Genomic DNA, 23,788 nt, shown 5'->3' with positions numbered 1-23,788 from the left:
GCGGTCTACTGCACGAGGTCGGCGTAGAGAATGATGTTGTCGGCGCGGTGACCGCCCACGATGGGCCCGCCGCAGGTCAGCAGGCGCAGCTCCGGACGGTCGGTCGCCCCGTACACCTTATTGGTGGGGAAATTCTTTTTGTCCACCTGCTGAATCTCGCGCACCTTGAACTTCGCCGTGGAACCGTCGGCCCGCGGCACCTCGATGGTGTCACCGACCTTCACCTTCGCGACGTTCTTCATCAGCGCGGGGCCGTTCGCGGTGTCGTAGTGCGCGACGAGCACGGACGCGCCCTTCTCGCCCGGAGTGACGCCCCCGGTCCACCAGCCCGGCTCGTCCGCCTTGCTGACCGGCGGGACCGCGAGCTCGCCGTCGTCGCCCACGCTGAGGTCCAGCATCGACGACGCGTCCACGCCCGCGGACGGGATGCGCAGGCCGGTGGGCTTGGACTTCTTCATCGGGGTGGCGCCCGACTTGGCGTGCGCGGCCGAGGCGTTGTCGACCTTCACGTCGGGCGCGTGCCCGCTGTTGCCGCTCTCGCCGCAGGCGATCAGGCCGAGGCCGAGCGCCGTGGTGAGGGCCGCGGCGACCGCGAGCCGGGTGCCGCGCCGCCGGGCGGGCGAGGGGGTCCCGTCGGCGGGGGACTCGGGCGGCAGGGTGTCGGTGGGGGTGCTCACGAGAACTCCTGAGGGGAGGTTAGGCACGGGGAAGGATGGCCCGCCAGGAGCGGGCCATCCGGGTGGGGACGGGGTGGATCAGCTCTCGCTCCGGCCGCGGCGCAGCATCGCGAAGCCGAGGCCCGCGGCACCGGCGGCCGCCATGCCGCCGCCCGCCACCAGGAAGGCCGGGTCCCCGCTCTCGCTCACGCCCTCGGCGCCGGCCTTGACGCCGCCCTTCGGGGTGACGGTCTTCTCGCCCTTGCGGTCCTGCGGCGTGACCTTGTGCTGGTCCTTCTTGTCGCCCTTGCCGCCCTGGTCCTTCTTGCCGTTCAGGTACGTGATGCCGACGTGGCCGTTGGAGGGGTAGACCTCGTACTTCACGCCGTTGTACGTGATCGTCGGGTGGGTGGAGGAGAGGGTGGCGATGTTCTTGCCGCCGACGATGATCGTCGCGACGTACGCGCCGCCGCGATTCTGGATCTTCGCCTTGGCGCCGTTGCCCAGGGTGACCTCGTAGACCGGCCCCCACTTGTTCCCGCCCTTGTCCTTGTCCTTCTCGCCCTTGTCCTGCTTCTTGCCGGACGTGTCGTCCGTCTTCTTGTCGGTGCCCTTGTCGTGGTCCGTGCCCTTGTCGCCGCCCTTGTCCTTGTCGGGCTGCGGCGTCTGGGTCTGGGTGGTGGGCTCCGTCGAGGGGGAGTCGGCGAAGGCGGCGGTGGCCGGTATCAGCAGGGCCCCGCTGACGACAGTGGTGAGGGCGGCGGTGCGGACGAGGGAGTGGCGGCGCTTGGTGCTCACGGGACGTTCCTTACGCTCTGTCGGCTGGCCTGCGGTCGGCCTGCTGCGGGTCGGTCGGCTGATCGTTTCCGGCCTCATCGGCTGGACAACAACGAACTTAGATGTCCGTTATTGCGGCGATTCTTCGGCTTTGTAACAGCGCGCCATAACTGTGCAGACGGTGCCGTTACGGAGTTCCCACGCCTCAGCCCGCACACGGCCCAAAACCGCCCCAACTTCCGTTGGCGGCTGCGAGGTTCTTGCCCCCGGGCCGTCCCTGCTGCTCCCATGGTCGAGGGGGTGGTGAGCGTGACCGGACTGCGTGTCATGCCGGCCTGGAGGCACGGTCAGGAACGCCTGTACGTCTGCCTTGCGAACGGCAGGAATGTCGCCTGGTACGACCGGGACGCGGCCCGGGTCAACCTCCTCAGCGAGGACCGCAAGGCGGATGTCATGCAGGTCCTGGCACCCTTCCTGACCGGCAGCGTCACGGTCGGCCCGCCGCCCGTGCCGACCCCGGCCGAGCTGGCCCGCCTCACCCTCCACCCGGACGACGACCTGGCCCCGAACCGCCCCGGCGAGGCCCTCCAGATCTCCCTCGACCGCGACCCGGTCCCGGCCCGCAGGCTGCGCTCCGACGCGCGCCACCGCGCCCTCACCGCCGAACAGGCCGTGGGGGACGCGCTCGACCGGCTCGACGGCGCGGGCTGGCACACCCTGCACTCCATCCCGCTGCCCGGCGGCTCCCGCATCCACCACCTGCTGATCGGCCCCGGCGGCCTCTTCTGCGTCACGACGCTCTACGCCCGCAAGCAGCGCGTGCGCATCGCCGACCCGATGGTCACGGTCGGCCGCACGGAGCCGCGGCCCGTCCTGCGCACGCTCCGCGCGGACGCGAGCCGCGCCTCCTTCGCCCTCACGGCCGAGGTCCGCCCCGTCCTGGCCGTGGCCGGGGGAGCGGACCTCGATGTCGCGGCACCGCCGCGCGACGTGCGGATCGTGTACGACACGGACGTGGCGGCGCTGGCCCGCGCGGGCGCCGTGCTGAAGGCGGCGGACGTGGAGGCCCTGCACGCACTGGCCCGCGACCGCCACACCTGGCTACGGGTCTGACCGCTGCCTGCGCTCGGCACCGCACGGGCTCACAGGTTGTCGCCCCACCCGCCCTGAATCATGGTCTGGAACGCCCACTGCCCGTCCCGCTTGACCAGGATGTCGGCGTACCGCAGCTGCTGGCTCTCACCGCCCGCGGTCATGGTCGAGTCGGTGAACACGACGGCAAGCGCGGAGGAGAGGAAGACGGGCGTCCGCCGGGACTCGAAGACGATGTCCTCGCTCCCTTCCCCCATCACCTGCGTCATGGTCGCGACGAACTGCTCCCGGTCCCACTGCGCCGTCCGCCCGTTCCCCGCGGAGTCGTCGCTGACCAGGTTGAGCGGGAACACGGCCAGGTCGGCCATGCCCTCCACATCGCGCTTGCCGCTCTGCACGTCATAAGCAGCGAACCAGGCATCGAGGCTGGCCCGGTCCTCATCGGTCGGGACGTATCCGGTCTCGGGAAGAAAGGTCACGCGGTCTCCTGTCACTTCGCCCTCCAGCAAGTCAAGTTTGACCAGCTGCCGAAGACCGTATACTCGAACCCACCATTAGTCAAACTTGATTACGAGCGTGACCCCGTGACCCCGTGACCCCGCCGTCCCGTGGCCACCTGCCTAGCTAGCGCCGTCAGCCCGTCAGCCCGTCAGCCCGGCAGTCAGTCCGCCGTCCCGTGGGCAGCTGGGCCGCCCAGGGGGCGGCACGGGTGGGCACGGGGCGGCCCCCGACGTCGCCGGGCTGCGACCCACCACCTCGGCCCACCACGACGACGGCGCCCCACCCGCACCCCCGGCGCCAGCGGCGACGACACCACCGGACTCCCGTCCCCCGGCAACACCACCACCAGCGCCCGCGGCCGCCCCCTGCTCCCCGTGAAGCCCACGACCACCGCGTCCCGCGTATCGCTGTGCCGCAGTTTCAGCCAGGCCCGCGCCCCACCCCGGTAGACCGAGTCGAGCCGCTTCGCCACCAGCCCCTCCACCCCGGTCGCGGGCAGCGTCTCGTACCAGATCAGGGCCTGCTCCCGGTCCGTCGTCATCGGTACCGCCTGCAGCGGCGGCCCGAGCGGCCCGAGCAGCCGTACGAGACGCGCGCGCCGCTCCTCGTAAGGCAGCCCCCGGCAGTCCGCACCGCCCTCCGCGAGCAGGTCGAAGGCGGCGTACGAGGCGGGGAGCGAGCGCGCGAGCGCGGCGGCACGCGCGCGTGTGCCGTTCGCCCGCTGCTGCACGGCACCGAAGTCGATGCGTCCGTCGCGCCACACGACGACCTCCCCGTCCAGGACCGTGCCCGGCGGTAGCCCCGCCGCGGCCGCGGCGAGATCGGGGAAGGCGGCGGTGACGGTCCGCCCGGACCGCGCCTGCAGCCCGACACCACCCCCACCCCCACCCTCACTCCCGCCTCGTACGAGGACGACGAGCCGATGCCCGTCGAACTTCGGCTCGTACGCCCAACCCCCGCCCTCCGGAAGCGAGTTGACCGCCTTGGCGAGCTCGACCGAGACCGGGGTGGGAAAGGGGAGTGCGGTCATGGCAGCGGCCGGGCGCGGTTGAGGTTGATGAGCGGGCCGAGCAGATCGCCGTACAGCCGCAGCCGCGGCGCGATGTCCGGCGCCCGGAAGACGAGCAGCGACGGGTCCGCCGTCTCCCGGCAGTGCTCGACCTCCTCCCACGTCACCGGCGTGGAGACGGTCGGCTCCGGCCGGGCCCGCAGCGTGTACGGGGCGGCGGTGGTCTTCGAGGCCGCGTTCTGGCTGAAGTCGACGAAGACCTTGCCGGGGCGCAGGCTCCGCGTCATGCGGTGCACGACGAGCTCCGGCAGCGCCTGCTCCGCCTCGACGGCGAGCTCCTTCGCATACGCCGTGACCCGTTCGGACGGCGTAGGCTCCAGCGGCGCGAGCAGGTGCAGCCCCTTGCTCCCGGAGGTCTTGGCGCAGACGTGCAGCCCGTCGGCGGCGAGCCGGTCGCGCAGCCAGAGCGCGGCCGCACAGCACTCCACGACGGTGGCCGGAGCGCCCGGGTCGAGGTCGAGCACGAGCCGGTCGGCCAGCCCCGGGGCGTCGGCCTGCCACTGCGGCGTATGGAACTCCGTCACCAGATTGGCCGCCCACATCAGCGTGGCCATGTCCTGGACGAGGATCTGCCGGGCGGTGCCGTCCGAGCGCGGGACGTCGGCGGTGCGCACCCAGGCGGGGGTCCCGGGCGGCACGTTCTTGGCGAAGAAGCGCTGGCCGTCGGGCCCGTCGGGGAAGCGCAGGAAGGAGACGGGCCGGTTGTAGAGGTGGGCGAGCAGCGACCCCGCGGCCGTCGCGTAGTAGTGCAGCATCTCGCCCTTGGTGAAGCCGCTCGCGGGATAGAGGACCTTGTCGAGATTGCTGAGCGCAAGGCGTCGGCCCTCCACCTCTGTGATCGGCGTCATACGATGAGACTCACACAAACACGGATAAACCGCCCCTACGGCGGGGGTGCCTTCCCTCCACCCCCCTCCCTACTGGTGTGAGGTGCCGGACGTGCGATCCATATGGAACGGTGCGATCTCCTTCGGTCTGGTCAGCATCCCGATCAAGCTCGTGAACGCGACCGAGAACCACTCGATCTCCTTCCGCCAGATCCACACGGAGGACGGCGGCCGCATCCGCTACCGCAAGGTCTGCGAGCTGGAGGACCGCGAGGTCACCCAGGCCGAGATCGGCAAGGGATACGAGGACGCGGACGGCTCGATCATCCCGATCACGGACGAGGACCTGTCGTCCCTCCCGATCCCCACGGCCAAGACGATCGAGATCGTGGCCTTCGTCCCCGCGGACCGCATCGACCCGCTCCAGATGGACGCGGCGTACTACCTGGCGGCCAACGGCGTCCCGGCGGCCAAGCCCTACACGCTCCTCCGCGAGGCCCTCAAGCGCAGCCAGAAGGTGGCCATCGCGAAGTTCGCCCTGCGCGGCCGCGAGCGCCTCGGCATGCTCCGCGTCGTGGACGACGTCATCGCGATGCACGGCCTCCTGTGGCCCGACGAGATCCGCGTCCCCGAGGGCGTGGCCCCCGACAGCCACGTGACCGTGCGGGACGCCGAACTCGACCTGGCGGACGCCCTGATGGACACCCTGGGCGAGGTCGACATCTCGACGCTGCACGACGACTACCGCGCGGCCGTCGAGGACCTCATCGCCGCGAAGGTCGAGGGCGGCACCCCCGAGGCCCCGGCTCCCGCGGCCGAGGCGGGCGGCGGCAAGGTCATCGACCTGATGGCCGCCCTGGAGAACAGCGTCCGCGCGGCCCGCACGGCCCGCGGCGAGGAACCGGACGACGGCAAGGCCGATGACAAGGACGACGGCAAGGTCGCCCGGGTCACCCCCCTCCCCGCCCGCAAGTCGGCCCGCGCGGAGCCCAAGCAGGTGGGCGGCAAGAAGTCGACGGCGAAGACGGCCAAGTCGGCGAAGAAGCCCCCGGCCAAGAAGGCGAAGTCGACATCGACATCGACATCGGCATCGACGTCGGCATCGACACCGGCGAAGAAGACGGGCACGGCGTCGTCATCGACGAGCGGGCGGAAGTCGACGACGGCGAAGAAGACGGCGCAGTCCAAGACGACGGCGAAGAAGACGACACCGAAGAAACGCGCGTCGGCCTGAGCCCTACGGCGCTCCCGGCCCTTTCCCCGGCCCTTTCCCTGGCCCTTCCCCGGCCCTTCTTGCGGCCCGAGCGCTACGCCCCCGACGCGGAGTGGACGCTCTCGTCATGGCCGCTCGGGGAATGAGTGCCCGCGGAAGGGGAGCTCTCAGGACCGGAGCTCTCGGGACCGGAGCTCTCGGGACCGGAGCTCTCGGGACGGGAACTCTCGGGACGGGAGCTCCAAGGATCCTCGGCCACGCCGTTCGCCACGAGTTCCTCGTAGACGCCGACCTTCCGCCGGATCAGGCCAAGGCAGGAGTCGAGTTCCGCGATCCGGCGCCGGACCTCCGCCTCGTGCTGCCGCAGCAGGGCGAGCCGCTCCGCCTCGTTCCCCGGTCCGCGGCGGGCGAGTTCGGCGAAGTGGCGGATGGTGGCGAGCGGCATCCCGGAGGCCCGGAACTTCATGCAGTTGCCGAGCCACTCCACGTCCAGCTCGCTGTAGAGACGACGGCCACCGGAATCCCGCCGCACCGGCTCGACGAGGAGCCCTTCGCGCTCGTACAGCCGCAGCGTGTGCACGCTCAACCCGGTGCGCTCGGAAACCTGCCCGATGCTCAGCCCGCCCCTGCTGTCCCCGCCGTCAACCATGCCCCCACGCTACGACGTTGACCTAGACCGCGGTCCAGCTCCTACGGTCCTGGCCATGGGAACACCGCAGCACAAGATCGGTTCGGGGTTCGGCGCCCGCAGCACCGCCGACGAGGTCCTGCACGGCACCGACCTCACGGGCAGGCTGGCCGTCGTCACCGGCGGCTACTCGGGCCTCGGCCTGGAGGTCACCCGCGCACTGTCCCGCGCGGGAGCACACGTCGTGGTCCCGGCCCGCCGCCCCGCGACGGCACAGCAGGCGACCGCCACGATCCCCCGAACCGAGACAGCACCTCTCGACCTGGCCGACCTGTCGGGCGTCGAGCACTTCGCCCGCACCTTCCTGGCGACGGGCCGCGCGATCGACCTCCTCATCACCAACGCGGGCATCGCGACGTGCCCCGAGCGCCGGGTGGGCCCCGGCTGGGAGGCCCAGTTCGCGGTCAACCACCTCGGTCACTACGCCCTCGTCAACCACCTCTGGCCCGCGCTCGCCCCCGGTGCCCGCGTCGTCGCGGTCTCCTCCGCGGGCCACCAGCTCTCGGACATCCGCTGGCACGACCCCCACTTCACCGAGGGCTACGACAAGTGGCTCGCCTACGGCCAGGCCAAGACGGCCAACGCCCTCTTCGCCACACACCTCGACACCCTCGCCGCGCCCTCCGGCATCCACGCCTACTCCCTCCACCCCGGCGCCATCGTCACCCCGCTCCTGCGCCACCTCGACCGGGCGGACCTGATCGCCAAGGGCTGGATCGACGAGGCCGGAACGGTCATCCACCCCGACTTCAAAACCCCCGAACAGGGCGCGGCGACCACGGTCTGGGCGGCCACGTCCCCCCTCCTCGACGACCGGGGCGGCGCCTACTGCGAGGACTGCGACATCGCCGAACTCACCACCAGCGAAGAGGCATGGACAGGCGTACGCGCCTACGCCACGGACCCCACCGCAGCGTCCCGCCTCTGGACCTTGTCGGCCGAACTCACGAACGTGAACGCCTTGTACTAGGCGGGTACTGGTTCCCCATCCAGACCCCGGAGGTTGGACACGGCCGCGCGCAGCGCTTGGTGCAGCGCCTTCGAGTCCGCCACGCCGGCGGTAAAGTGCGAGGCGCTGATGATCGTGTGCCCGACGCGGACCGCGATCACGTCCTGCCGGGTGGGCCCGCCCTCAGGGTCTCCATGGCTGGTGAGGCGAATCCCCGTCGACTCGTCGCCCAGGCCGTCCGGTTCCAACAGGCGATGCCGGTAGGTGAGTTTCTCCTGGGCGAAGGTCTTGGCCTTCGCCTCCCGGCAGGCGGGGAGCGCGCCGGCCTTGGACAGCTTCTTGGCCTCCTCCTTGAAGAAGTCCGCCGCTTCGCGCTCGTCGCCGTACGCGGCGACGCCCGTGAACATGAGACCGCTGCCGTCGCCGGTGACGAACCCCCGGGAGCCGTACGACTCGGGAACGAGACCGAGGAATCCACCGATGACACCGTCGAAGAGCGGCTGGCACGCGGACGAGTCCGCCAGCCCGATAGCAGCCTCGGCCGTCCCGAACTCCTCAGCGTCGGTGAGGCCCTTGTCCTCGCTCCACCCCCGAGGCAACTGCTGAGCCCGCGGCAACACGGAACCGAGCTGCGCTGTGGTGAGCGGCCCACTGCTGGGCGTGGGCGTGGGCGCGGGGGTGGCTGTCGGCGTGGGCGAGGCGCTGGGAGCGGCGGTCGCACTGCGCGTCGAGTCGGCACGAGGCGCGCCCGCCTCGGTGCAGGCCGCGGCCAGCGCCGACAGGGCGACGACGGATGCGGCGGTGGCGAGGCGGCGGGGCCGTGGGGCGGTGTGGTGCATGAGGAAAGCCTCATCGAAATGATCCAAAACAGGCAAATTACGGAAGGGTCCGTGCATCACCGAAGCCACAAGACCACAAGACGCGCCCCCCGGCGGCCTCTACCGCAGCGAACTGCTCGACCTGATCAGGTCGCTGGGACTGCGCGAGGCGGGCTGACCGCGCCACTGGTGCAGCGGCAATGCTCGCTTCTCACTCGGAACACACGCGCACACGCGTGAGAACGACGAAGAGCCGGACTCAGTGAGACTGAGTCCGGCTCTTCGTACGTGGCACTTGGCTGGTCAGCGACGTGATCGCGCTGTTCCGGCTGCTGTGCCCCCGGCAGGATTCGAACCTGCGCACACGGCTCCGGAGGCCGTTGCTCTATCCCCTGAGCTACGGGGGCGTGTCATCCGCGGCGGGCGCGGCGACGGGTAGAACCCTACCAGCTCCCACGGGCTCCCCATGAACAGGTATTTCCGCACCCGCAGGGGTCCGGCCCGACCCCGCCGCAGCCCCCGCCCCGAGCCCCCGCACGGGGCGGAAGTGGGGAAAACCCGGACGCGGCGGTGGGCGCGGACCTACTCTCGAGTTGTGTCAGGCGTGTCCGGCCGCGTGCTTGTTGTGGACGACAACAAGGTCATTCGGCAACTGATCAGGGTCAACCTCGAGCTGGAGGGCTTCGAGGTCGTGACCGCGGCCGATGGTGCCGAGTGCCTGGACGTCATCCACCAAGTGCGGCCCGACGTGGTCACGCTCGATGTGGTGATGCCCCGGCTCGACGGCCTGCGCACCGCGGCGCGACTGCGTGCCGACGCGCGGACGGCCGCCGTCCCCGTCGTCATCGTCAGCGCCTGCACCCAGTACGAGGTGGAGAGCGGCCTCGACGTCGGCGTGGACGCCTTCGTGGCCAAGCCCTTCGAGCCCACCGAACTCGTACGGACCGTACGGCAGTTGAGGGAGCGGGCCGCGGGCGGGGCCGCGGCCGGATCGGCGGTCGACCCGCTGGAGCCCAGGGACCGGACCGGCGAGACCGAGCGCGCCGGGCGCACCCGAGGCTGACCGCGCGACGTGGACGGGCGGGTCGGGGCAGCCCCGGAATCGGGAAACCGGGTCGCGGTCGGTGCCCCCTCCTCCCATACCCTTGCCTCATGACCCCCGTCGAGCTCTCCCGTACCGTGCTGCGCGCCATGCGCCGCGCGGTGGACGCGGGTGAGCTGTGCGGCGACGTGCCCGAGCGCGTCGTGGTGGAGCGGCCGCGGGCCGGAGGGCACGGGGACTACGCGACGAACCTGGCCCTGCAGGTGGCGCGGGACGCCGGCAAGCCCCCGCTGAGCGTCGCCGAGATCCTCTCCGCCCGGCTCCGCCAGGAGCCCGGCATCGGCGACGTCGGGATCACCGGCCCCGGGTTCCTCAACATCACCCTCGAAGCCGCCGGAGATCCCGAAGCCGCCGGAGATCTCGGAGGTCTCGGAGATGTCCGAGTCCTCGGAGGCGGTCGTTCCCCGGGGGGCGGAGGGTCCGCCCCGGGCGTCGAAGCAGCCGTCGTCCGCGACGTCCTCCAGCAAGGGCCGCACTACGGCCACGTCCACCCCGCCCAGGCGGCCGGCGGCGAGCAGCGCCTCGTCCGGCTCCACACCCCGCGCGAGCCCCGCGCCCTCGTCCTCGCCGACGCCCTGCGCCGCATCCTCCGCTCCCAGGGCGCCCTCGTCCGCGTCAGCTGCGACGCCGCCCCCGAGCCCGCCTGGGTGGAGGCGCTCGGGGTGCACGCCGATGTGTACGGGGCCCCGTCGGCCGAGGACCAGGAGAGGATCTCCGTTCTCCGGCCCGTGCCCGTCCGCCCGGCGGACCACGACGAACTGCTGCGGCTCGGCGCCGACGCCGCCCGCTGGGCCCTGCTGCACCCGGCCGCCCACGACCGGCCCCGCATCGACGGCTCCCACCTGGTGCAGGGCGAGGCCAACCCGCTCTTCCGCGTCCGGTACGCCCACGCCCGCACCCGCGCCCTCCTCCGCAATGCCGCCGATCTCGGTTTCGGACCCGAGCCCGGTGACGTACGGACGGAGCAGGCCGCGCCTCTGCGCACGCTCCTCGAAGCCCTCGCGGACTACCCCCGCACCCTGGCCGCCGCCGACCGCCGGCACGCACCCGACCGGCTCGCGCGGTATCTCGTCGACACCTCCGACGCCTTCCTGGCCTGCCAGCACACGGCCCTGCCGCTCGGTGACGAGAAACCCTCGGCCACCCACCGGTCCCGGCTCGCCCTCGCCGAAGCCACCGGGACGGTGCTCGCCGGTGGCCTGTCCCTGCTCGGCTTCAGCGCCCCTGAGTATTTGTGAGACGTGAGAGAGACGACTGAGACATGAGCCGTTCCGCACACCCCGCAGGCCCCCGCCACGCCGACGTCCTGCCCGAGGGCCACTACACCGCCCCGCCCGCCGACCTGAACGTCCTCGACCCGAAGGTCTGGTCCCGCACCGTGACCCGGGGCGCCGACGGTGCCGTGTCCGTCGGCGGGATCGAAGTGACGCGCCTCGCCGAGGAGTTCGGCACCCCCGCGTACTTCCTCGACGAGGACGACTTCCGCACCCGCTGCCGCTCCTGGCGGGACGCCTTCGGGCCCGACGCCGACGTCTTCTACGCCGGGAAGGCGTTCCTGTCCCGCGCCGTCGTGAAGTGGCTGGACGAGGAGGGGCTCAACCTCGACGTGTGCTCGGGCGGCGAGCTCGCCACCGCTCTCGCCGCCGGGATGCCCGCCGAGCGCATCGCCTTCCACGGCAACAACAAGTCGCAGGAGGAGATCGAGCGGGCCGTCGAGGCCGGGGTCGGCCGCATCGTGCTCGACTCCTTCCAGGAGATCGTCCGCGTCGCCCACACCGCCGAGCGCCTCGGCAAGCGGCAGCCCGTGCAGATCCGCGTGACCGTGGGCGTGGAGGCGCACACCCACGAGTTCATCGCCACCGCCCACGAGGACCAGAAGTTCGGCATCGCGCTGGCGGGCGGGCAGGCCGCGGAAGCCGTGCGGCGTGCGCTGAAGCTCGACGGGCTCGAACTCATCGGGATCCACTCGCACATCGGCTCGCAGATCTTCGACATGGCCGGGTTCGAGGTCTCCGCCCGCCGCGTCGTGCAGCTGCTCGCCGAGGTGCGCGACGAGCACGGCGTCGAGCTCCCCGAGATCGACCTCGGCGGCGGCCTCGGCATCGCGTACACGAGCGACGACGACCCGCGCGAGCCGCACGAGATCGCCAAGGCGCTCAACGAGATCGTGGCGCGCGAGTGCGAGGCGGCGAAGCTGCGCATGCCGCGCATCTCCGTCGAGCCCGGCCGCGCCATCGTCGGTCCGACCGCCTTCACGCTGTACGAGGTCGGCACCATCAAGCCGCTGGAGGGCCTGCGGACCTACGTGTCCGTGGACGGCGGCATGTCGGACAACATCCGCACCGCGCTGTACGACGCCGAGTACAGCGTCGCCCTGGTCTCCCGCACCTCGGACGCGGAGCCGATGCTCGCCCGCGTCGTCGGCAAGCACTGCGAGAGCGGCGACATCGTCGTACGGGACGCGTTCCTGCCCGCCGACCTGGCGCCCGGTGACCTCATCGCCGTGCCCGCGACCGGCGCGTACTGCCGCTCCATGGCCAGCAACTACAACCACTCCCTGCGCCCCCCGGTCGTCGCTGTGCGCGACGGTCGGGCGCGGGTCGTCGTCCGGCGCGAGACGGAGGAAGATCTCCTGCGTCTCGATGTCGGCTAATGAAATATACGTCTCACGATCCGGACAAGGGCTAGAAAGTCCGTTCCGGTGGGTGAGACTTAACCCGTCGTAAGTAGTAGAAGGAAACGAGGTCGCATGATGCGTACGCGTCCACTGAAGGTGGCGCTGCTGGGCTGTGGGGTAGTCGGCTCAGAGGTGGCGCGCATCATGACGACGCACGCCGATGACCTCACGGCGCGCATCGGCGCCCCGGTCGAGCTGGCCGGGGTGGCCGTCCGCCGCCCCTCGAAGGTGCGGGAGGGCATCGACCCCGCCCTGGTCACCACCGACGCCACGGCGCTCGTCAAACACGGTGACATCGACGTCGTCGTCGAGGTCATCGGCGGCATCGAGCCCGCCCGCTCGCTCATCACCACCGCCTTCGAGCACGGCGCCTCGGTCGTCTCCGCGAACAAGGCGCTCATCGCCCAGGACGGCGCGGCCCTGCACGCCGCCGCCGTCGAGCACGGCCGCGACCTGTACTACGAGGCCGCCGTCGCCGGTGCCATCCCGCTCATCCGGCCACTGCGCGAGTCCCTCGCCGGCGACAAGGTGAACCGCGTCCTCGGCATCGTGAACGGGACGACGAACTTCATCCTCGACGCCATGGACACGACGGGGGCGGGCTACCAGGAGGCCCTCGACGAGGCCACCGCGCTCGGCTACGCGGAGGCCGACCCGACCGCCGACGTCGAGGGCTTCGACGCCGCCGCCAAGGCCGCGATCCTCGCCGGCATCGGCTTCCACACCCGGGTGCGCCTGGACGACGTGCACCGCGAGGGCATGACCGAGGTGACCGCCGCCGACTTCGCGTCCGCGAAGCGCATGGGCTGCACCATCAAGCTGCTCGCCATCTGCGAGCGGGCCGCCGACGGGGGCTCCGTGACCGCCCGCGTCCACCCCGCGATGATCCCGCTCAGCCACCCGCTGGCCTCGGTGCGCGGCGCGTACAACGCCGTCTTCGTCGAGGCGGAGGCCGCCGGGCAGCTCATGTTCTACGGCCCCGGCGCGGGCGGCTCGCCCACCGCGTCCGCGGTCCTCGGCGACCTCGTCGCCGTCTGCCGCAACAAGCTCGCCGAGGCAACGGGGCCCGGCGACTCCGCGTACACCCAGCTGCCCGTCGGCTCCATGGGCGAGGTCGTCACGCGCTACCACATCAGCCTCGACGTGGCCGACAAGCCGGGCGTGCTCGCCCAGGTGGCGACGGTCTTCGCGGAGCACGGCGTATCCATCGATACGGTCCGCCAGTCGGGCAAGGACGGGGAAGCATCCCTCGTCGTCGTCACCCACCGCGCGCCCGACGCCGCCCTCAGCGGCACCGTCGACGCGCTGCGGAACCTCGACACCGTGCGTGGTGTCGCCAGCATCATGCGGGTTGAAGGAGAGTAACCAGCAATGACCCACCAGTGGCGCGGAATCATCGAGGAGTACCGGGACCGCCTCCCGGTCTCGGACACCACGCAGGTCGTCACGCTCCGCGAGGGCGGCACGCCGCTCGTGCCCGCGCAGGTGCTCTCCGAGCGCACCGGCTGCGAGGTCCACCTCAAGGTCGAGGGCGCCAACCCGACCGGGTCCTTCAAGGACCGCGGCATGACGATGGCGATCACGAAGGCCAAGGAGGAGGGCGCCAAGGCCGTCATCTGCGCCTCCACCGGCAACACCTCGGCCTCGGCCGCCGCCTATGCCGTACGCGCGGGCATGGTCTGCGCCGTCCTGGTGCCCCAGGGCAAGATCGCGCTCGGCAAGATGGGCCAGGCGCTCGTCTACGGCTCGAAGATCCTCCAGGTCGACGGCAACTTCGACGACTGCCTGAACCTGGCCCGCGGCCTCTCCGAGAACTACCCGGTGGCGCTGGTCAATTCGGTCAACCCGTTCCGCATCGAGGGCCAGAAGACCGCCTCGTTCGAGATCGTCGACGCGCTCGGCGACGCCCCGGACATCCACGTCCTGCCGGTGGGCAACGCCGGGAACATCACGGCCTATTGGAAGGGCTACAAGGAGTACGCGGCGGACTCGGTCTCCACGCGCACGCCGCGCATGTGGGGCTTCCAGGCGTCCGGCTCCGCGCCCCTCGTCCGCGGCGAAATCGTCAAGGACCCCTCGACCATCGCCACCGCGATTCGCATCGGCAACCCCGCGTCGTGGGACTTCGCGCTCGCCGCACGCGACGAGTCGGGCGGCTTCATCGACGAGGTGACGGACCGTGAGATCCTGCGCGCCTACAAGCTGTTGGCGTCCCAGGAGGGCGTCTTCGTGGAGCCCGCGTCGGCCGCCTCGGTCGCCGGTCTGCTGAAGGCCGCCGAGCAGGGCAAGGTCGACAAGGGCCAGAAGATCGTGTGCACGGTCACCGGCAACGGCCTCAAGGACCCGGACTGGGCGGTCGCGGGCGCCCCGCAGCCCGTCACGGTCCCGGTCGACGCGGCCGCCGCAGCCGAGCGCCTCGGCCTGGCATAACCTGCCTCGACCGGGGCACTACGCCCCGGAACCCCAAGCTCCATCCGGCGGCCGTCCGTTGGGGGTGCACAGGGGGCTCGCGACACGCATCGTGCGCCTCCTGTGCGCCCTATGTCGCCACAGAACCTTCCTTCGATAGGCTGTACCGAACCCGTCCCGCCGCATATGCCGCGGGACTGCCGCCGCCCAGGGCCTTCGGGCGATGTCGTTCATCCGGCACGTCGGTGGCACGTCCCACACATCACGCAGTTCAAGGAGAGTCATCGAGCGATGGCCGGTCCCGCGTTCCGCGCCGCCGCCGTCCGGGTGCGCACCCCCGCCACCAGCGCCAACCTCGGCCCGGGCTTCGACGCCCTCGGCCTGTCGCTGGGGCTGTACGACGACGTGGTCGTCCGGGTGGCCGACTCCGGCCTGAACATCGACATCGCAGGCGAGGGCAGCGAGACGCTCCCGCGCGACGAGTCACATCTCCTCGTGCGCTCCCTGCGCACGGCCTTCGACCTCCTCGGCGGCCAGCCGCGCGGACTGGAAATCGTCTGCGCCAACCGCATTCCGCACGGCCGCGGCCTCGGCTCCTCGTCCGCCGCCATCTGCGCGGGCATCGTCGCCGCGCGCGCCGTGACGATAGGGGGCGACGCCCGGCTCGACGACGCCGCGCTGCTCGAGCTCGCCACCGAGATCGAGGGACACCCCGACAACGTCGCGGCCTGTCTGCTCGGTGGCTTCACGCTCTCCTGGATGGACGGGGGAGCGGCGCGTGCGATCAGGATGGACCCCGTCGATTCCATCGTTCCGGTGGTTTTCGTACCGGGGAAGCCGGTACTCACCGAGACCGCCCGCGGGCTGCTCCCGCGCACCGTCCCGCACGTGGACGCGGCGGTCAACGCGGGCCGTGCGGCCCTGCTCGTCGAGGCCCTGACCAGGCGCCCCGAGCTGCTGCTGCCCGCCACCGAGGACCGGCTGCACCAGGAATACCGCTCTCCCGCGATGCCGGAGAGCGCCGCCCTGGTGGAGCGGCTCCGCGCGGACGGCGTCCCCGCGGTGATCTCCGGCGCCGGACCCACGGTCCTCGCGCTGGTCGACGACAGTGCGGCCGACAAGGTCGCACGGCTTGCGGGCGAGGGCTGGGCGGCCAACCGCCTCGCCCTTGATTCCGCGGGGGCGAGCGTGCTGCCGCTTGCGCCCTGACGCAGTGATGTCCGGTAGGTCGCCGGATTTCGAGAGGGGGAATGTTTGTTGGATCCGGTAGTGTTAACCTCAAGTCTGCACCCGACCCATCCATGGCGAGGTGCTTCGTGTCCCCGTCCGGGACAACCATCCTTCCGGGAGCCTCCCAAACTGCTCTGTGCCCTGCACTGAGCGGTGCCGAGCACGCTCCGGAACCGGCGTGACCGAGCCGGGTGACACAGCTCCTTTGTGGCATCGCATCGGGAATCGCCATCACCAGTGAATTCTTCCGCCGCGTTGGCGGACCACCGCCCCGGCACGGTCCACACAGCAAGGACCGCCGGACAGCACAACCGGTCGCCGAGCCAGAAGGCCGACGTCCGCTCCAGGGAAGGACCCTTCGTGAGCGACACCACCGATCTGATGGGCGTGACTGCCGACACGCCCGCCACGGACGCCTCTGCGGCGCCTGCCACCGGTGCTTCGGCCGGGTCCCGGCGGCGCCGCGGCACCGGCCTTGAGGGCATGGTGCTGGCGGAGCTGCAGCAGGTCGCATCGGGCCTCGGCATCAGGGGCACCGCGCGGATGCGCAAGAGCCAGCTGATCGAGGTCATCAAGGAGGCGCAGGCCGGGGGAGGGGCCCCGGCGAAGGCCGCCGACGCCGCTACCGAGACCAAGCCGAAGCGCAGGGCCACCTCGAAGGCCCGCACCGGCGAGGCCGCCGCCGACCAGGCGGAGAAGGCCGGCAAGGGCGACAGCGGTGACAAGGCCGCGAAGGCGGGCGGCGCCGACAAGAGCGAGGCCGAGAAGGCCACCTCGAAGGCCGCGGGCCAGCAGCAGATCGACATCCCGGGCCAGCCCGAGGGGGGTCCCTCCCTGCTCGAGCGCAGCCGAGAGCTCGGGGGAGACGACAAGGGCACGGGCGACCGCCGCCGGCGCCGGGCCACCGCGGACGCGGGCAGCCCGGAGACCGTCACCGCCGAGGCGAAGGGCGAGGCCAAGGCCGACGCGCAGCCCGAGGGCAAGAACAACGACGGCTCCGGGGACGGCAACACGGAGGGCCGCCAGGGCCGCCGCGACCGTCAGGGCCGTGGCCGCGACCGCGACCGCCGCGGCAACAAGGGCGACGACCAGCAGGGCGGCAACCGCCAGCAGCAGGGCGGCCGTCAGGACCGGCAGCGGGACAACGGCCCGCAGGACGACGACGACTTCGAGGGTGGCCGCCGCGGCCGCCGCGGTCGTTACCGGGACCGCCGTGGCCGTCGTGGCCGCGACGACTTCGGCAACGAGCCGCAGGTCTCCGAGGACGACGTCCTGATCCCCGTCGCGGGCATCCTGGACATCCTCGACAACTACGCCTTCATCCGTACGTCGGGCTACCTCCCCGGTCCCAACGACGTGTACGTCTCCCTCGCCCAGGTCCGCAAGAACGGTCTGCGCAAGGGCGATCACGTCACCGGCGCGGTGCGTCAGCCCAAGGACGGCGAGCGCCGCGAGAAGTTCAACGCGCTCGTGCGCCTCGACTCGGTCAACGGCATGGCGCCCGAATCCGGGCGCGGGCGGCCGGAGTTCAACAAGCTGACGCCTCTTTACCCGCAGGACCGGCTCCGTCTGGAGACCGACCCGGGCGTGCTCACCACCCGCATCATCGACCTCGTCTCGCCCATCGGTAAGGGCCAGCGCGGTCTGATCGTGGCCCCGCCGAAGACCGGCAAGACCATGATCATGCAGGCGGTCGCCAACGCGATCACGCACAACAACCCCGAGTGCCACCTGATGGTCGTCCTGGTCGACGAGCGTCCGGAAGAGGTCACCGACATGCAGCGGTCGGTGAAGGGCGAGGTCATCTCCTCGACCTTCGACCGTCCCGCCGAGGACCACACCACGGTCGCCGAGCTCGCCATCGAGCGCGCGAAGCGGCTCGTCGAGCTCGGTCACGACGTCGTCGTCCTGCTGGACTCCATCACCCGCCTCGGCCGTGCGTACAACCTCGCGGCCCCGGCCTCCGGGCGCATCCTGTCCGGTGGTGTGGACTCCACCGCCCTGTACCCCCCGAAGCGCTTCTTCGGTGCCGCGCGCAACATCGAGGACGGCGGCTCGCTGACCATCCTCGCGACCGCGCTCGTCGACACCGGCTCCCGCATGGACGAGGTGATCTTCGAGGAGTTCAAGGGCACCGGCAACATGGAGCTCAAGCTCGACCGGAAGCTCGCCGACAAGCGCATCTTCCCGGCGGTGGACGTGGACGCGTCCGGCACCCGTAAGGAAGAGATCCTGCTCGGCAGCGACGAGCTGTCCATCGTCTGGAAGCTGCGCCGGGTGCTGCACGCGCTCGACCAGCAGCAGGCGATCGAGCTCCTCCTGGACAAGATGAAGCAGACGAAGTCCAACGCGGAGTTCCTGCTGCAGATCCAGAAGACGACGCCGACGCCGGGCAACGGCAACGACTGACCCCGTCGTCAGCAGCTCAGAGGGCCGCCCCCGTCACGCCTGTGACGGGGGCGGCCCTCTGTCGTGACGTGCGGAAAGTGAGACCGAAGAGAGACCTTGGCCACACACATAAGAGATTCTCACGGTCACAGCCCGTAGCCCGCGTAAGGAAGAAACCGCAGGTGGGGGGCCAAAAGTACTAGACGTTCGGCCACGCTCCGGAGTCGTCGGACCCCGGGCCGCGCTCAACCTGCTGTGCAACCCTTCTTTCGGTTTCCACGTCTGACAAGTGACGACAAACCGCGCCTGACCCTGAAAGCAGGGGGTACCCGACCCGACGAGGACTGAGGAGCACATGACCGACGACAGCACGGCGGCGACTGCGAAGCCCAAGAGGGGCAAGGGCGGTGGCGGCCGACGCCGCAAGCCGACCAGCAGGGGCCGCAAGACCCTGGTCGTCACGGCCTGGACCGCGGCCTCGGTGATCGTGCTCGGCGGAGCGGGGCTCGGCTACGTCTACTTCAAGCTCAACGGGAACATCAAGGGCGTCGACATCAACGCCGCCCTCGGCACGGACCGCCCGGACGACGTCGACAACGGCTCGCAGGACATCCTCGTCCTCGGCTCCGACTCCCGCTCCGGCGACAACTCCAAGTACGGCAAGGACGAGGGCGGCGCCCGCTCGGACACCGCGATGATCGTCCACGTCTACAAGGGCCACAAGAAGGCGAGCGTCGTCTCCATACCCAGGGACACCCTCATCACCCGGCCCGAGTGCGCGACCGGCGACGGCAAGACCGACCCGGGCGGGCAGCGCCAGATGTTCAACACGGCCTACGAGGTGGGCGGCCCCGCCTGCGCCGTCAAGACCGTCGAGAAGATGTCCGGCATCCGCATGGACCACTACGTCGAGGTCGACTTCACGGGCTTCAAGAAGCTCATCGACACCCTCGGCGGCGTCGACATCACCACCAAGAAGGCCATCAACGACGACAAGAGCCACCTGAACCTGAAGCCCGGCTCGCACACCCTCAACGGTGAGCAGGCCCTCGGCCTGGTCCGCACCCGGCACGGCGTCGGCGACGGCAGCGACCTCGGCCGCATCCAGCTCCAGCAGGCGTTCATCAAGGCTCTGATCAACCAGGTCAAGGACGTTGGCATCTTCAGTAACTGGAAGAAGACCTTCGACCTCGCGGACGACGCCACCAGCGCCATCACCACCGACTCCGACCTGAACGACGTGAAGTCCCTCGCGAGCTTCGCAGGCGGGCTCAAGGGCATCGGCGCGGGCGACATGAAGATGGTGACGCTCCCCATCCAGTACGACCCGGCCGACCCCAACCGCGTCCTGCCCCTGGAGAAGGCCGACCAGGAGGTCTGGGACGCGCTCCGCGCCGACCAGCCCATTCCCAAGTCCGCCACCGACAAGTCCGCGGGCGACAAGGGCTCCGCGGGCGACGTGGTGACCAGTAACTGAGCGTGTCCGCAGCGTGTCCGGCCGGGGTGCGGGAATAGTTCCGCCCCCACCCCGGTTTGGGCAGATGCGGCCAGTCCTGGCAGACTGGTACGTCGGCTCCGGTTCACGCCCCCGCATCCCGCGTAGGCGACCCGGCGCCCTCCCGAAAATAGGAGACACCTTGAAGCGCGACATCCACCCCGAGTACGTCGAGACGCAGGTCAGCTGCACCTGTGGCGCGTCGTTCACCACCCGTAGCACGATCTCGAGCGGCACCGTCCGTGCCGAGGTCTGTTCCGAGTGCCACCCGTTCTACACGGGCAAGCAGAAGATCCTCGACACCGGTGGCCGTGTGGCCCGCTTCGAGGCCCGCTTCGGCAAGGCCGCCGGCTCCAAGAAGTAGCGAGCCACCTGCGCCGGTCCTCGGCCGCCCCTCGGGGTGGCCGGGACCGGCGTTTTTGGTCGCTCACACCCCTTCGTAAGAATTCAGGAGCCCGAGATGTTCGAGGCGGTCGAGGAACTCATCGGCGAGCACGCCGACCTGGAGAAGCAGCTCGCCGACCCTTCCGTGCACGCGGACCAGGCCAACGCGCGCAAGCTCAACAAGCGCTACGCCGAGCTGACCCCGATCGTCGCCACGTACCGGACCTGGAAGCAGACCGGCGACGACATCGAGACGGCCCGTGAACTCGCCGCGGACGACCCGGAGTTCGCCGCCGAGGTGAAGGACCTGGAGCAGCAGCGCGAGGAGATCACCGAGAAGCTGCGGCTGCTCCTGGTGCCCCGCGACCCGTCCGACGACAAGGACGTCATCCTCGAGATCAAGGCGGGCGCGGGCGGCGACGAGTCGGCCCTGTTCGCCGGCGACCTGCTGCGCATGTACCTGCGGTACGCGGAGCGCGTCGGCTGGAAGACCGAGATCATCGACTCCACCGAGTCCGAGCTCGGCGGCTACAAGGACGTCCAGGTCGCCGTGAAGACCAAGGGCGGGGGCGGCGCGACCGAGCCCGGCCAGGGCGTCTGGGCCCGGCTGAAGTACGAGGGCGGTGTGCACCGCGTGCAGCGCGTGCCCTCCACCGAGTCGCAGGGGCGCATCCACACCTCCGCCGCCGGTGTTCTCGTCACGCCCGAGGCCGAGGAGATCGACGTCGAGATCCACGCCAACGACCTGCGCATCGACGTCTACCGCTCGTCCGGGCCCGGCGGCCAGTCCGTCAACACGACCGACTCCGCGGTGCGGATCACGCACATCCCCACCGGCGTCGTCGCCTCCTGCCAGAACGAGAAGAGCCAGCTGCAGAACAAGGAGCAGGCGATGCGTATTCTGCGCTCCAGGCTCCTCGCGGCGGCCCAGGAGGAGGCGGAGAAGGAGGCCGCGGACGCCCGCCGCAGCCAGGTCCGCACCGTCGACCGCTCCGAGAAGATCCGGACGTACAACTTCCCGGAAAACCGGATCTCGGACCACCGCGTCGGCTTCAAGGCGTACAACTTGGACCAGGTGCTCGACGGCGAGCTGGACGCGGTCATCCAGGCGTGCGTCGACGCGGACTCCGCCGCCAAGCTCGCCGCCGCCTGAGGCAGCCCGCAACCGACCACCGCTCAGCCCGCTCAGCCCCGGAGGACCAGCGTGAACCTGCTGCTCGCGGAAGTGGCCCAGGCCACCCAGCGGCTGGCCGACGCAGGCGTGCCCTCGCCGCGCAACGACGCGGAGGAGCTCGCCGCGTTCGTGCACGGCGTCAAGCGGGGCGAGCTGCACTCCGTCAAGGACGCGGACTTCGACGCCCGGTACTGGGAGGCGATCGCGCGCCGTGAGGCCCGCGAACCGCTCCAGCACATCACCGGGCGCGCCTTCTTCCGCTACCTGGAGCTCCAGGTCGGGCCCGGCGTCTTCGTGCCGCGCCCGGAGACCGAGTCGGTCGTCGGGTGGGCCATAGACGCGGTGCGCGCGATGGACGTCGTGGAGCCCCTGATCGTCGACCTCTGCACCGGGTCCGGAGCCATCGCGCTCGCCATGGCGCAGGAGGTGCCCCGCTCCCGGGTGCACGCCGTGGAGCTCTCCGACGACGCCCTCAAGTGGACCCGCAAGAACGTCGAGGGGTCCAGGGTCCAGCTCCACCAGGGGGACGCGAGGGACGCGCTCCCGGAGCTCGACGGCCAGGTGGACCTGGTCGTCTCCAACCCGCCGTACATCCCGCTCACGGAGTGGGAGTACGTCGCCCCCGAGGCCCGGGACTACGATCCCGAACTCGCCCTGTTCTCCGGCGAGGACGGCCTCGACCTGATCCGCGGCATCGAGCGGACCGCACACCGCCTGCTCCGCCCCGGCGGCGTCGTCGTCATCGAGCACGCCGACACCCAGGGCGGCCAGGTGCCGTGGATCTTCACCGAGGAGCGGGGCTGGGCGGACGCAGCCGACCACCCCGACCTCAACAACAGGCCGCGCTTCGCGACCGCCCGCAAGGCGCTGCCGTAATGGCCGCCACCCCCTACTTCCTGACCCTGTACGTGTACGAGGAGGCCCGCTAAATGGCTCGGCGATACGACTGCAACGACGTGACCGACCGCGCGACCGGTCTGCGCGAGGCCGCGTCCGCCGTCCGCCGCGGCGAGCTTGTCGTGCTGCCCACGGACACCGTGTACGGGGTCGGGGCCGACGCGTTCAGCCCGGAGGCGGTCGCCGATCTCCTCGACGCCAAGGGCCGTGGCCGCGCCATGCCCACGCCCGTCCTGATCGGCTCCCCGAACACCCTCCACGGCCTGGTCACGGACTTCTCCGAGTCCGCCTGGGAGCTCGTCGACGCCTTCTGGCCGGGCGCCCTGACCCTCGTCGCCAAGCAGCAGCCCTCGCTCCAGTGGGACCTCGGCGACACCCGGGGCACGGTGGCGATCCGGATGCCGCTGCACCCCGTCGCGATCGAGTTGCTCACCGAGTTCGGCCCGATGGCCGTCTCCTCCGCCAACCTCACCGGGCACCCGGCGCCCGAGGACTGCGACGCCGCGCAGGAGATGCTCGGCGACTCCATCTCCGTCTACCTGGACGGCGGCCCCACCCCCGGCATCGTTCCCTCGTCCATCGTCGACGTGACCGGCAAGGTGCCCCTCCTGCTGCGCGCCGGCGCCCTCGACGCGGACGAGCTGCGCAAGGTCGTACCCGACCTTGAGGTGGCGAATTGACAGCCCCTGAGACGGGGCGTGGCATAGCGGGCGACCTCGACGACCTCTCTCGTACGAGGGACCCTCATACGGGGGACACCTTCCGCATCCTCCACGTCAGCACCGGCAATGTGTGCCGCTCGCCGATCACCGAGCGGCTGACCCGGCATGCCCTGAGCGACCGGCTCGGCGACCCCTCGACGGGCGGGCTGATCGTGGAGAGCGCGGGCACCTGGGGCCACGAGGGCGCCCCCATGGAGACCAACGCCGAGACGGTCCTCGCCGACTTCGGCGCGGACGCGACCGGGTTCTTCGGGCGCGAGCTCCTCGACGACCACGTGATCCGCGCGGACCTCGTCCTGACGGCGACGCGGGACCACCGGGCGCAGGTCATCTCGATGGGACACTCGGCGGGTCTGCGCACGTTCACGCTGAAGGAGTTCACCCGGCTCGTCCGGGCGATAGACCCGGCGACGCTGCCGGATCCGCTGGCCGACGGGGTCGTCGAGCGGGCCCGTGCGCTGGTGCGGGCCGCGGCGGCGCTGCGGGGGTGGCTGCTCGCTCCGAGTGTGGAGGCGGACGAGGTGTACGACCCGTACGGGGCGCCCTTGCCGTTCTTCCGCTCCGTCGGGGACGAGATCAGCCAGGCGCTGGACCCGGTGGTGACGGCGCTCACCGGCGTCCCCGCGCGGGCCTAGTCTCCCTTCCCCGATCCCGCCCCTACCCGAATCCGCGACTCCGTCGCCCCTGGGCGGGCCTCCTGGGGCTTCGCCCCTGGACCCC

Annotated in this window: 22 protein-coding genes, 1 tRNA gene and 1 pseudogene; 16 read left to right on the top strand and 8 right to left on the bottom strand. The window is 71.0% G+C overall.

Annotation, left to right across the window (positions count from 1 at the left end):
* Positions 1 to 5: 5 nt before the first annotated feature.
* Positions 6 to 656: a class F sortase gene (locus tag ACQB60_RS33310; RefSeq protein WP_496929849.1), complete on the bottom strand. Its 651-nt coding sequence runs from the start codon at positions 654 to 656 to the stop codon at positions 6 to 8.
* 99 nt (positions 657 to 755) lie between these two features.
* Positions 756 to 1,454, bottom strand: coding sequence for a hypothetical protein (locus ACQB60_RS33305; protein WP_496929831.1), 699 nt, complete (start codon positions 1,452 to 1,454; stop codon positions 756 to 758).
* A gap of 288 nt (positions 1,455 to 1,742) precedes the next feature.
* On the opposite strand from ACQB60_RS33305, the gene ACQB60_RS33300 reads away from it, so the two are divergent.
* The gene (locus tag ACQB60_RS33300; protein ID WP_496929830.1) at positions 1,743 to 2,546 is read left to right on the top strand and encodes a nuclease-related domain-containing protein; all 804 of its coding nucleotides are present in this window, start codon (positions 1,743 to 1,745) and stop codon (positions 2,544 to 2,546) included.
* Positions 2,547 to 2,575: 29 nt separating this feature from the next.
* On the opposite strand, the gene ACQB60_RS33295 is transcribed toward ACQB60_RS33300, so the two are convergent.
* The 3 genes from ACQB60_RS33295 to ligD all read right to left on the bottom strand — a co-directional run bounded on the left by ACQB60_RS33295 (position 2,576) and on the right by ligD (position 4,943).
* The gene (locus tag ACQB60_RS33295) at positions 2,576 to 3,004 is read right to left on the bottom strand and encodes a nuclear transport factor 2 family protein (protein ID WP_496929829.1); all 429 of its coding nucleotides are present in this window, start codon (positions 3,002 to 3,004) and stop codon (positions 2,576 to 2,578) included.
* A gap of 182 nt (positions 3,005 to 3,186) precedes the next feature.
* The gene (locus ACQB60_RS33290) at positions 3,187 to 4,056 is read right to left on the bottom strand and encodes an ATP-dependent DNA ligase (protein ID WP_496929828.1); all 870 of its coding nucleotides are present in this window, start codon (positions 4,054 to 4,056) and stop codon (positions 3,187 to 3,189) included.
* Positions 4,053 to 4,943: a non-homologous end-joining DNA ligase gene (ligD, locus tag ACQB60_RS33285; protein WP_496929827.1), complete on the bottom strand. Its 891-nt coding sequence runs from the start codon at positions 4,941 to 4,943 to the stop codon at positions 4,053 to 4,055. Before ligD ends, ACQB60_RS33290 begins: the two co-directional genes overlap by 4 nt.
* A 91-nt stretch (positions 4,944 to 5,034) precedes the next feature.
* Here ligD and ku point away from each other — a divergent pair, with 91 nt between their 5' ends.
* Complete coding sequence (gene ku / locus ACQB60_RS33280) at positions 5,035 to 6,156, top strand: non-homologous end joining protein Ku (protein WP_496929826.1); 1,122 nt, start codon at positions 5,035 to 5,037, stop codon at positions 6,154 to 6,156.
* Between the two features lie 220 nt (positions 6,157 to 6,376).
* Here ku and ACQB60_RS33275 read toward each other — a convergent pair.
* A pseudogene (locus ACQB60_RS33275) lies at positions 6,377 to 6,784 on the bottom strand (MerR family transcriptional regulator); the annotation flags it as partial.
* A 55-nt stretch (positions 6,785 to 6,839) separates the two neighbouring features.
* Between ACQB60_RS33275 and ACQB60_RS33270 the strand changes: the two are divergent.
* The gene (locus tag ACQB60_RS33270; RefSeq protein WP_496929825.1) at positions 6,840 to 7,793 is read left to right on the top strand and encodes an SDR family NAD(P)-dependent oxidoreductase; all 954 of its coding nucleotides are present in this window, start codon (positions 6,840 to 6,842) and stop codon (positions 7,791 to 7,793) included.
* On the opposite strand, the gene ACQB60_RS33265 is transcribed toward ACQB60_RS33270, so the two are convergent.
* Entirely contained in the window at positions 7,790 to 8,611 is an 822-nt protein-coding gene (locus tag ACQB60_RS33265; RefSeq protein WP_496929824.1) for a hypothetical protein, read from the bottom strand. The two genes, ACQB60_RS33270 and ACQB60_RS33265, sit on opposite strands and share 4 nt — an antisense overlap.
* 314 nt (positions 8,612 to 8,925) lie before the next feature.
* A tRNA-Arg gene (locus ACQB60_RS33260) sits at positions 8,926 to 8,997 on the bottom strand.
* 140 nt (positions 8,998 to 9,137) lie between these two features.
* Between ACQB60_RS33260 and ACQB60_RS33255 the strand changes: the two genes are divergently transcribed.
* The 13 genes from ACQB60_RS33255 (at position 9,138) to ACQB60_RS33195 (ending at position 23,703) form a co-directional block, all read left to right on the top strand.
* Complete coding sequence (locus ACQB60_RS33255) at positions 9,138 to 9,653, top strand: response regulator (RefSeq protein ID WP_496929823.1); 516 nt, start codon at positions 9,138 to 9,140, stop codon at positions 9,651 to 9,653.
* 89 nt (positions 9,654 to 9,742) lie between these two features.
* Positions 9,743 to 10,930 (top strand): ArgS-related anticodon-binding protein NrtL, encoded by a 1,188-nt coding sequence (nrtL, locus tag ACQB60_RS33250; RefSeq protein WP_496929822.1) that lies wholly within the window; start codon positions 9,743 to 9,745, stop codon positions 10,928 to 10,930.
* Between the two features lie 23 nt (positions 10,931 to 10,953).
* Positions 10,954 to 12,345, top strand: coding sequence for a diaminopimelate decarboxylase (gene lysA / locus ACQB60_RS33245; protein ID WP_496929821.1), 1,392 nt, complete (start codon positions 10,954 to 10,956; stop codon positions 12,343 to 12,345).
* A gap of 99 nt (positions 12,346 to 12,444) precedes the next feature.
* Positions 12,445 to 13,734, top strand: a complete 1,290-nt coding sequence (locus ACQB60_RS33240) for a homoserine dehydrogenase (RefSeq protein WP_496929848.1) — start codon at positions 12,445 to 12,447, stop codon at positions 13,732 to 13,734.
* 6 nt (positions 13,735 to 13,740) lie between these two features.
* A complete protein-coding gene (gene thrC, locus ACQB60_RS33235; RefSeq protein ID WP_496929820.1) occupies positions 13,741 to 14,799 on the top strand; it encodes a threonine synthase in 1,059 nt (352 codons plus the stop codon).
* A 270-nt stretch (positions 14,800 to 15,069) separates the two neighbouring features.
* Complete coding sequence (gene thrB, locus ACQB60_RS33230) at positions 15,070 to 15,987, top strand: homoserine kinase (RefSeq protein WP_496929819.1); 918 nt, start codon at positions 15,070 to 15,072, stop codon at positions 15,985 to 15,987.
* A 381-nt stretch (positions 15,988 to 16,368) separates the two neighbouring features.
* A complete protein-coding gene (gene rho, locus ACQB60_RS33225; protein ID WP_496929818.1) occupies positions 16,369 to 18,417 on the top strand; it encodes a transcription termination factor Rho in 2,049 nt (682 codons plus the stop codon).
* 334 nt (positions 18,418 to 18,751) lie between these two features.
* A complete protein-coding gene (locus ACQB60_RS33220) occupies positions 18,752 to 19,873 on the top strand; it encodes an LCP family protein (protein ID WP_496929817.1) in 1,122 nt (373 codons plus the stop codon).
* Positions 19,874 to 20,033: 160 nt separating this feature from the next.
* Positions 20,034 to 20,255 (top strand): 50S ribosomal protein L31, encoded by a 222-nt coding sequence (rpmE, locus tag ACQB60_RS33215; RefSeq protein WP_016438250.1) that lies wholly within the window; start codon positions 20,034 to 20,036, stop codon positions 20,253 to 20,255.
* A gap of 96 nt (positions 20,256 to 20,351) precedes the next feature.
* Positions 20,352 to 21,428: a peptide chain release factor 1 gene (prfA, locus tag ACQB60_RS33210; protein WP_496929816.1), complete on the top strand. Its 1,077-nt coding sequence runs from the start codon at positions 20,352 to 20,354 to the stop codon at positions 21,426 to 21,428.
* A gap of 51 nt (positions 21,429 to 21,479) precedes the next feature.
* Positions 21,480 to 22,325 (top strand): peptide chain release factor N(5)-glutamine methyltransferase, encoded by an 846-nt coding sequence (gene prmC, locus ACQB60_RS33205; RefSeq protein ID WP_496929815.1) that lies wholly within the window; start codon positions 21,480 to 21,482, stop codon positions 22,323 to 22,325.
* 53 nt (positions 22,326 to 22,378) lie between these two features.
* Positions 22,379 to 23,026, top strand: a complete 648-nt coding sequence (locus tag ACQB60_RS33200) for an L-threonylcarbamoyladenylate synthase (protein WP_384850366.1) — start codon at positions 22,379 to 22,381, stop codon at positions 23,024 to 23,026.
* Positions 23,023 to 23,703 carry an arsenate reductase/protein-tyrosine-phosphatase family protein gene (locus tag ACQB60_RS33195; protein WP_496929814.1) on the top strand — a complete coding sequence of 227 codons (681 nt, stop codon included), beginning with the start codon at positions 23,023 to 23,025 and terminating at the stop codon, positions 23,701 to 23,703. The genes ACQB60_RS33200 and ACQB60_RS33195 overlap by 4 nt, the downstream gene beginning before the upstream one ends.
* Positions 23,704 to 23,788: the final 85 nt, after the last annotated feature.

Source organism: Streptomyces odontotermitis (assembly GCF_050510915.1).
GTDB lineage: Bacteria > Actinomycetota > Actinomycetes > Streptomycetales > Streptomycetaceae > Streptomyces.
This window is presented reverse-complemented; position numbering and strand designations above follow the sequence as displayed.